The 9,397-nt window shown below is 70.5% G+C and carries 8 protein-coding genes; all 8 read right to left on the reverse strand.

The genetic code is table 11. From position 1 onward, the window contains the following. Positions 1-47: 47 nt before the first annotated feature. Positions 48-1,424, reverse strand: coding sequence for a hypothetical protein (locus LZ604_RS16485; RefSeq protein ID WP_234515856.1), 1,377 nt, complete (start codon positions 1,422-1,424; stop codon positions 48-50). Continuing rightward, entirely contained in the window at positions 1,417-4,293 is a 2,877-nt protein-coding gene (locus tag LZ604_RS16490) for a peroxidase family protein (protein ID WP_234515857.1), read from the reverse strand. Before LZ604_RS16490 ends, LZ604_RS16485 begins: the two co-directional genes overlap by 8 nt. A 335-nt stretch (positions 4,294-4,628) precedes the next feature. Continuing rightward, a complete protein-coding gene (locus tag LZ604_RS16495) occupies positions 4,629-5,084 on the reverse strand; it encodes a tellurite resistance TerB family protein (RefSeq protein WP_234515858.1) in 456 nt (151 codons plus the stop codon). A gap of 61 nt (positions 5,085-5,145) precedes the next feature. Continuing rightward, positions 5,146-5,772 (reverse strand): histidine phosphatase family protein, encoded by a 627-nt coding sequence (locus tag LZ604_RS16500; protein ID WP_234515859.1) that lies wholly within the window; start codon positions 5,770-5,772, stop codon positions 5,146-5,148. Positions 5,773-5,778: 6 nt separating this feature from the next. Further along, positions 5,779-6,660, reverse strand: a complete 882-nt coding sequence (gene gnd, locus LZ604_RS16505) for a phosphogluconate dehydrogenase (NAD(+)-dependent, decarboxylating) (protein ID WP_234515874.1) — start codon at positions 6,658-6,660, stop codon at positions 5,779-5,781. 16 nt (positions 6,661-6,676) lie between these two features. After that, positions 6,677-8,326: a glucose-6-phosphate isomerase gene (gene pgi / locus LZ604_RS16510; RefSeq protein ID WP_234515860.1), complete on the reverse strand. Its 1,650-nt coding sequence runs from the start codon at positions 8,324-8,326 to the stop codon at positions 6,677-6,679. Next, complete coding sequence (gene opcA / locus LZ604_RS16515; RefSeq protein ID WP_234515861.1) at positions 8,319-9,254, reverse strand: glucose-6-phosphate dehydrogenase assembly protein OpcA; 936 nt, start codon at positions 9,252-9,254, stop codon at positions 8,319-8,321. Before opcA ends, pgi begins: the two co-directional genes overlap by 8 nt. Then, a partial coding sequence (locus LZ604_RS16520) for a hypothetical protein (protein WP_234515875.1) occupies positions 9,251-9,397 on the reverse strand: 147 nt, incomplete at its 5' end. The genes opcA and LZ604_RS16520, both read right to left, overlap by 4 nt.

The following is a 9,397-nucleotide window of genomic DNA, read 5'->3' on the forward strand; positions in this document are numbered from 1 at the left end:
GCCGGCCGGTTTCAGGGTCTAGACCACAATGGTTCGCGCCCGCCGGGTCATCCCGTGCCGTTCCCGTCCCACAGCTCCGCGTGCCGCCGGTGCGCCTCCGTCAGTCCGTGACGGAAGTACCGGTCGTAGTACTCGTCCTCCACGTGGTGGGCCTGGAGCCAGATGCCCGGGACGTGAAGGGCGTCGGTGTGCGCGGGGAAACGGCCGTGCGTCGAGAGGACGTACGCACACACGTCCCTGGCGCAGTCGACGACCCGCTCGTCGTACTCACGGGCCTCGGCCAGATAGCGCTGCCCGTAGTCGTCCTTGTAGATGCGGGTGAAGACGTCCTTGTCGGTGTAGATGCCGTCGGGGCCGAACTTCGACCTGACCACCGTGTCCACGGCCTCCGCCATGGAGGGGTACGCCGGCGGGCAGGCGGCCGTGATCAGCGGCTCGCCGTCGGGCGAGGCGAGGCCGACCGGGTGTGCGCGCAGCGTCGCGTACCGCGGCAGCGGGACATGCCAGCGCCAGACGTCGGCGAGGCGCCAGCGCGGGGTCACGAACGTGAAGCCGAGCATCCTGCCGTACGTCCGCGAGAACTTCGGGTCGCCCAGCGCGATCTGCGGATTGAGGGAGGCGTGGATCCAGGCGCCGAGGCCCATCGCCTCGGCCGTCAGCATCAGGTTCTGCAGCAGCAGGTCCGCCTCGATCTGGGTGCGCACGGGGCCGAGCGCGCCCAGCGGCAGTTTCAGGTCCGCGTTCAGGAACCCGTTCGCGATCCACTTCCGCACCCCGGCCGGGCGGTAGAAGTTCCGGTCGTCGACCAGCGTGGGCCGTACCCCGTCCGGCTGCGTGAGCAGATACATCAGGGCGTTGATGTACTGGTGGGACAGATCGACGACCGGGAAGAAGACGGTGCTGCCCGGCACATTGGACAGGAACCGGTTGGAGTCCAGGTACGCCGGGAAGTCGCGCATCCCCTCGGCGACGTCGAGGCGGTGGTCGAGCACCCGCACCTTGGCCCGGCGCGCCCGGGCCACCAGCGTCCCGGCGTCGAACGGCTCCTGCGGCGCCGGGGGCAGTCTGCGCAGGAAGTAGGTGCCCGTGTCGTTGATCATGAAGAAGTGGGTGCCCTGCGCGTTGTCCGGGCTGCCCGCGGTCCGCCCCGTCATCGTGAGGTTGGGTTTGGCCATGATCGGCGTCCCGTTCCGCGGGTCCTCGAAGGGCCGGTCGGGCATGGTCAGGCCGGTGGAGCCGGTCATCGCGATCAGCACCGCCTCCTCCAGCTCCGACAGAGGTTGCGGGGCGTGCGGGGAGCGGTAGGTCATGGACCCGGCGGACACCGTGGCGCCCCGGCTGACACGATGGGTACGGCGGTGCCAGACCGTCTCCAGCAGCGGCCGGGTGAAGAGGTCCCGCAGACCGCGGGTGTGGTCAGTCATCCGAGCCTCCGTCCGCCGTCGGCCGTACCGTGCGCCAGGGCGCGAACGCGCTCGCGTCCCGCGGCAGCAGCGCCGCGAGCTCCGGGCAGTGCCGCAGGATCACGGACTTCATACCGCCCTTCTCCACCCAGTCGATGCCCAGCGGGGTGTACACCTCGGGCCGGTAGTCGACGGTCAGGAAACGGTCCGACTGCAACCGGCGGCTGGCCATCAGGACGAAGACGCGGAACGCGGTGTCGCTGAACCCGAATCCGGTCGGCGGGTTCTCCGCGAACAGGCCCACCACCGTGTCGATCTCGTCGACCGAGCGGTACACCTCCTTCAGCCGGGTCAGCGTCTCGGCGTTCTCGGTGAGTTCCTCGAATGAGCGGATGCGCCGCCTGTGCAGACCCGCGCGGAAGTCGTTGTAGCGGGGCACTCCGCGGCGCCGGGTGCGCACCAGGTCGACCACCGACAGATCGATGATCTCGCCGTCGCGCTCGAAGTGCTGGAGCGCGCGCGGGAAGTTGTGCAGGGTGATGGCGCCAGGGTGGGCGATGCCGAACGAGTAGAGCGTGTTCGCCAGGCCCGTCTTGCGGATCCGCGGCTCGGCCGCGCCGCCCTGGATGTCCGCCAATTCGACCGTCTCCAGCCGCTGGCCGAAGTGATGCTCGCACAGCTCGAAGTCGTCGGGGATCAGCGGATGCATGCGATAGACGGTGACGAAGTCCTCGGTCAGCGAGTACGGCGCCGCATGGTGGTCCGGCAGCGTCCGCGGGATGCCCTTGAGGGAGTGCGCCTCGAACAGCCACAGGCCGAGCTGGTCGAGCCAGTTCCTGGGCGGACCCTGCCAGTTGGTCCTCAGCGCGAGGTCGATGGCCTCCGTGGCGAGGATCGCCGGTGTCCACTCCACCGTGTGGATCTTGGCGATCAGCGCCGAGACCACCAGCCGCGCGGTCTGGTGGACGCGCTCCTCGCCCATCGACGGGTACTCGGCGCGCAGTGCCTCGCAGACCGCGTTGTGCTCCCGCGCGAACAGCGTGTGCATCGCGCTCAGACCCATCCACCAGTTGTCCTGGAAGCCGGTGAGCGGGATGCCCTGGGGTCCGACCGGGAGGTGGCCGTCCTCCAGACGCAGCCCCGCCCCGCCGTCGGGCTCGCGCAGCAGACGGGCGGTCCGCTCGTCCCCGCCGTACACCTCGGAACCGTCCCACCAGTGCGAGACGGTGTTGCCGAACAGGACCGGGGGCCGGCCCCCGGGGACCTCGACGCCCACGTTGTCGGCGAACCGCATCACCCGTTCGGCCGGTCCCCCCGGGGTGTTGTGCCAGGGCGCGCCGCCCGGCGGCAGCGGCACCTCGACGGACGGGCCGCCCGGCGCATGGCGGCGGTGGTTGACCCAGTCGTGCACCTGGAACTGGATCCAGGCGGCCGCGAGGACGTTCAGCGAGGTCGCCGGCAGGAACCGGTCCCGGTCCAGCAGTGCGCGGCTGACCGTGACCGGGTTCGGGGTGTCGAAGAGGCCGGGCCGGTAGTCGGGCTTCAGATTGCGGCCGAAGGTGGCGCCCACCGCGCCCATGCGGGGGTCGGACAGATCGCCGTACGTGCCGTCGTACGACCGCTCCGTGCGCAGCCGCTCCGGAGGCGGCTCCGGCACCGGCTGGGCCTTCGGCGGGGCCTCGCGGGGTTCGGTGTCGATCAAGTTGCGCCGGCGCAGCGTCCTGCGCAGGAACACCAGGTTCAGCAGGCTCAGCGGCAATGGCAGCCGGTGCCAGGGGACATAGCGGTTCAGCAACCCGAAGGCCGCGCTCGCCGGCGGTGCCAGTAGCCGGTTGCGCAACGGCTCGGGGGTCACGAACGCGAGCCCCTGCCGGTGGGCGCTGCTAGCCCGGTAGGCGGCCTTGCGGGCACGGTTGATGTTGCCGAGCGGGCGGAACTCGTCCGTGGTGTACCAGGGGTTGAAGGAGAGCGCGTCGATGCGCTCGGCGGCGGCCCGGGCCCGGGCCTCGTCCACGTCCTGACTCGGAACGGTCAGCCGCGCGACGGGTACGACCGGCGCGTGCGCCCACTCCACCGAGGCGTCCTCGACCGGTGTGCGCCGCTCGTCCACGAACCGCTGGACGCACAGCTCGAAGACGACGTCCGTCCTCGCCAGCCGCTGCGCGATCTCACGGTGCAGGAAGTCGGGGTCCTTGCGGTCGGGCGGAAGCGCGGGCGCGGTGCCCGGCGCCGGGCGCAGCAGATAGCGCACCGGCCCGGCGGCGCCCCACAGGACCGCCCCCCGGCTGAAGTAGGTCTCGGCGGCCAGGGAGGTGACCGTGTGCCGGGTCGCGGCGCGGACGGTGCGGCGCATACGGTTCGCGGTGACGAGGCCCACCGCCAGCGGCAGCTTCACGAACAGCCCGAACGCCTTCTGCAGCGGGGTGCGGGCCCCCGCCATCGCCCTGGCGAACGCCACGAACTCCCGCGCGTCGCGGGCGTGCGAGACCGGGTGGCTGGTCGCGAGCAGATCGTGGCTCTCCCGCTCCGTCACCCGCACCCGTACGGCCGCCCCGCGCAGGTCGGGCGACCCGTCACCCTGCCGGATGCCGCTCGCGTTGGAGAGCCGCACGATCGCCGGGTACTCGGCCCCCGGCCGGGCGAACCCGACCCGCAGATCGGCGGGCAGGTCGTCATGGAAGCGCAGCCGGGCGTTCTCCACCGCGAGCGGCGCCTTGGCGTGGAAGGCGCGCGACACCCCGCCGCCGGCGGCCCGGCCGTTGCGTATCTGGACCTCCATCAGCTCCTTGGCAAGGCGCTCGAACACCAGCCGTTCCGCCTCGGGACTGCCGCCTTGGTATCGCTCGTACTGCTGATCGTGCTGCTGCTCGCGCTGCTCGCCTTGGGCCATCGGTCGTTTCCTTCGTGCGGATACCTGCACAGGGAGCCAGCACGGTATCGGCCCTGCGGGGTGTGCCCACAGTGGCGGTTCCCGCCGATGTGCGCGGTCTCTTCTGGTCTACGAACATTGCGGCGAACAGCGGTGTATGCGCATGTCACGGTGACGGCCGGAAACCAGTTCGGAAACCGGGAGGTACCTCGCCTTCTCCTCCTCTCCCAGCAGCCCCAAGCGGCGCGGGCCGAGGTTGGCCGAGAAATGACTGGTCCTCGCCGACGACAGGGCCCGGGCCACCGCGTGCGGACGTGGCGAGTGCCGCGAAGCGGGTGGCCCGGGCCGGAGCGGTCCTAGAGGTCGAACTCGTGCGGCGGCAGGTCGAGCGCGAAGCACGCCTCCCGGACCACCGCCTGCTCGTCCTTGTCGAAGTTCCCGTCGGCGCCCCCGATGACGATGCCGATCTGGATCACGGCGCGGGCCTCGGCGGGCTTCTTCTTGGCCTTGGCGATCTCCTGCAGAACGCTGACCTTGCCGAAGTCGAAGTCGGCGGCCAGCTTGTTCAGATTGTCCTCGAAACGGCGGCGCAGGTCGTCGGCCGGGAAGTTCTGCAACACCTCGTTCGTGGCGATGAGCTGGGTCACCCGCTGGCGCTCCGAGGGGTCCACGGTTCCGTCCGCCGCGGCCACGAGCGCGCACATGGCCATGCTTGCGTCGCGGAACGCGCCGCTCTTCAGATCGTTCTTCTTCGCCACGAGCTGGGTCTGCATCGTCGAGGCGGATTCCTTGATGCGGTCCCACAGGGCCATGGGAACTCCCTACGTCGTCGAGGCCGGTCCGCCCCCGTGGACGGGCCGGGTCCTCGCGCTTCTACGGCAACGTGGAAGGAAACTGACGGGAGGCCGCGGAAGTTCCGGTGGCGTTCCATTCCGCGATCACGGGCCGGCCGTGCTCGGTGGAGAGCCGGCTGACCGTCGCCGTATCCAGTCGCAGCACCCGCCCCTCGGCGGCCGACAGGCCCAGGTGCCGGGCGGCCAGGACGCGCAGGAAGTGACCGTGGGCCACGAGGATCACATCGCCCTCGGCGAGGCCGGGCGCGATCCGGGCCAGCACCCGGTCCGCGCGGGCCGCCACCTTGTCGGGCGACTCGCCCGGATGTCCGGGCGGGCCGGGCGGCACCCCGTCGGTCCACAGGCACCAGTCGGGACGGGTTCGGTGGATCTCGGCCGTGGTGATGCCCTCGTAACCGCCGTAGTCCCACTCGTGGAGCTCGGCCTCCGCAACGGCACCGGACAGCCCGGCGAGGTCCGCCGTGCGTCGTGCCCGGCCGAGCGGGCTGGTGAGGGTCAGCGCGAAGGCGCGTCCGGCGAGCAGCGGGGCGAGGGACTCGGCCTGTTCCTCGCCCCGCCGGGTGAGCGGGAGGTCGGTCCAGCTGGTGTGCTGTCCCGAGCGGCTCCACTCGGTTTCGCCGTGGCGGACCAGCAGGAGGTCGCCCACGGCTCGTTACTCCTTCGCCGACTCGACCGCGTGGCCGCCGAACTGGTTCCGCAGCGCCGCGATCATCTTCATCTGCGGCGAGTCGTCCTGCCGCGAGCTGAACCGTGCGAACAGCGACGCCGTGATCGCCGGCAGCGGCACGGCGTGGTCGATGGCGGCCTCCACGGTCCAGCGGCCCTCGCCGGAGTCCTCGGCGTAGCCGCGCAGCTTCTCCAGGTGCTCGTCCTCGTCCAGGGCGTTGACCGCGAGGTCCAGCAGCCAGGAACGGATGACCGTGCCCTCCTGCCAGGAGCGGAAGACCTCGCGCACGTTGTCCACCGACTTGACCTTCTCCAGCAGCTCCCAGCCCTCGGCGTAGGCCTGCATCATGGCGTACTCGATGCCGTTGTGGACCATCTTCGAGAAGTGCCCGGCGCCGACCCGGCCGGCGTGGACGTATCCGTACGGGCCTTCGGGCTTGAGCGCGTCGAAGATCGGCTGGAGGCGTGCGACATGCTCCTTGTCGCCGCCGACCATCAGCGCGTAGCCGTTCTCCAGGCCCCACACACCGCCGGAGACGCCCGCGTCGACGAAGCCGATGCCCTTGATGCCGAGCTCGGCGGCGTGCTTCTCGTCGTCCGTCCAGCGGGAGTTGCCGCCGTCGACCACGATGTCACCGGGGGACAGCAGGTCCTTCAGCTCGTCGATGACGGACTGGGTGGGGCCGCCGGCCGGAACCATCACCCAGACCACCCGCGGGGCTTCGAGGCTCTCGACCAGTCCGGCCAGGTTCTTGACGTCCGAGAGCTCGGGGTTGTGGTCGTAGCCGATGACGGTGTGGCCCGCGCGGCGGATCCGCTCGCGCATGTTGCCGCCCATCTTGCCGAGCCCGATGAGGCCCAACTGCATCTGTGTCATATCAGTCTCACTTCTTCCTGAGCGTGCGGTAGGCGGCCACGAGGGCGGCGGTGGAGGGGTCGAGGCCCGGCACCTCGGCGCCCTCGGTCAGGGCGGGTTCGACGCGCTTGGCGAGGACCTTGCCCAGCTCGACACCCCACTGGTCGAAGGAGTCGATGTTCCAGACGGCGCCCTGGACGAACACCTTGTGCTCGTAGAGGGCGATGAGCTGGCCGAGGACCGAGGGGGTCAGCTCGGTGGCGAGGATCGTGGTCGTGGGGTGGTTGCCCTTGAAGGTGCGGTGCGGCACCTGCTCCTCGGGCACGCCCTCCGCCCGTACCTCCTCGCCGGTCTTGCCGAAGGCGAGCGCCTGGGTCTGCGCGAAGAAGTTGGCCATCAACAGGTCGTGCTGGCCCCCGAGTTCCTCGCTCAGTTCGTCCACGGGCCGGGCGAAACCGATGAAGTCCGCCGGAATGAGCTTGGTGCCCTGGTGGATGAGCTGGTAGTAGGCGTGCTGGCCGTTCGTGCCGGGGGTGCCCCACACCACCGGCCCGGTCTGCCACTCCACCGGATGCCCGTCGCGGTCCACGGACTTGCCGTTGGACTCCATGTCCAGCTGCTGGAGATAGGCGGTGAACTTGGACAGGTAGTGGCTGTAGGGCAGCACCGCGTGGGTCTGGGCGTCGAAGAAGTCGTCGTACCAGATGCCCAGCAGCCCCATCAGCAGCGGGGCGTTGGCCTCCGCGGGGGCGTTGCGGAAGTGCTCGTCCACGAGGCGGAAGCCCGCCAGCATCTCCCGGAACCGCTCCGGACCGATCGCGATCATCAGGGAGAGGCCGATCGCCGAGTCGTAGGAGTAACGGCCGCCGACCCAGTCCCAGAACTCGAACATGTTGTCCGGGTCGATGCCGAACTCGGTGACCTTGCCGGCGTTGGTCGACAGCGCCACGAAGTGCCGGGCGACCGCCTTGTCGTCGCCGTCCATGGCCGTGAGCAGCCAGGAGCGGGCCGAGGTCGCGTTCGTGATCGTCTCGATCGTGGTGAACGTCTTGGACGCGACGATGAACAGCGTCTCCGCCGGATCAAGGTCCCGCACCGCCTCGTGCAGATCCGCGCCGTCCACATTGGAGACGAACCGGAACGTCAACTCCCGTGCGGTGTAGGGGCGCAGCGCCTCGTACGCCATCGCGGGACCGAGGTCCGAGCCGCCGATGCCGATGTTGACGACGTTCTTGATGCGCTGGCCGGTGTGGCCGGTCCACTGGCCCGAGCGGACCCGGCCGGCGAAGTCGCTCATCCTGTCGAGGACCGCGTGGACCTTGGGCACCACGTTCTCGCCGTCGACCTCGATCACCGCGTCCCGAGGGGCGCGCAGCGCGGTGTGCAGGACGGCCCGGCCCTCGGTGACGTTGATCCTCTCGCCGCGGAACATGGCGTCCCTGAGTCCGAACACATCGGTGGCGGCGGCCAGTTCCTGGAGCAGGGCGAGGGTTTCGTCGGTGATCAGGTGCTTGGAGTAGTCGACGAGGAGGTCGCCGACGCGCACGGTGTAGCGCTCGGCCCGCCCCGGGTCCCGGTCGAAGAACCCACGCAGGTCGGGGTGGAGCAGCGGGCCCGCGCGGTGGTCCTCCAGGGCCGTCCACTCGGGGCGTCGGGTGAGCCTGGGTGTGTCAGACATGGCCGGCGTTCTCCTTGGCGCCCTCGCCGCGCAGGGCGATGGCGTACATCTCGTCCGCGTCGAGGCGGCGCAGCTCCTCGGCGATCAGTTCGGAGGTGGGGCGCACCTTCAGCGCGAGGGTGCGCGGGGGCTGGCCCGGCAGGGTCAGGGTGGCCAGCGGGCCCTCGGGGCGGTCGATCACGATCTCGCCCTTCTCGGTGCCCAGCCGCACCGCCGTGATGACCGGTCCGCCGGTGACGATCCGCTCCACCGGCACCTCGAGCCGGACGCCCAGCCAGCGGGCCAGCAGTTCGGCGCTGGGGTTCTCGGCCTCGCTCTCGATCGCCGCGTAGGTCACCTTCGTACGGGCCTGGTCGAGTGCCGCGGCCAGCATGGACCGCCACGGCGTCAGTCGTGTCCACGCCAGGTCGGTGTCGCCCGGGGCGTAGGAGGAGAACCGGGCCTTGAGGGCGTCGAGCGGGTGCTCGACGGCGTACATGTCGGTGATCCGGCGCTGGGCGAGGGCGCCCAGGGGGTCCTGGGACGGGTTGTCCGGTGCGTCCACCGGCCACCACACGACGACCGGCGCGTCCGGCAGGAGCAGCGGCAGGACCACCGAGTCGGCGTGGTCGGACACCTCGCCGTACAGCCGCAGTACGACCGTCTCGCCGGTGCCCGCGTCCGCGCCCAAGCGGATCTCGGCGTCGAGCCGGGAGGCGGTGCGGTCCCGGGGGGTGCGGGCGTGCCGCTTGATGACGACCAGCGTGCGGGAGGGGTGCTCCCGCGATGCGTCCTCGGCGGCCTTGACCGAGTCGTAGGCGTTCTCCTCGTCGGTCACGATGACCATGGTCAGGACCATGCCCACGGCGGGGGTGCCGATGGCGCGGCGGCCCTGCACCAGCGCCTTGTTGATCTTGCTTGACGTGGTGTCGGTCAGATCGATCTTCATGGCCTGCGCCAGCTCCGTCCGTCTCGTGCGAGCATCTCGTCGGCTTCTCGGGGACCCCAGGAACCCGCCGGGTACTGTGCGGGCTTGCCGTGCTTGTCCCAGTACTCCTCGATCGGGTCGAGGATCTTCCAGGACAGCTCGAC

It is taken from the genome of Streptomyces glomeratus (assembly GCF_021462825.1).
GTDB classification, from domain to species: Bacteria; Actinomycetota; Actinomycetes; order Streptomycetales; family Streptomycetaceae; genus Streptomyces; species Streptomyces glomeratus.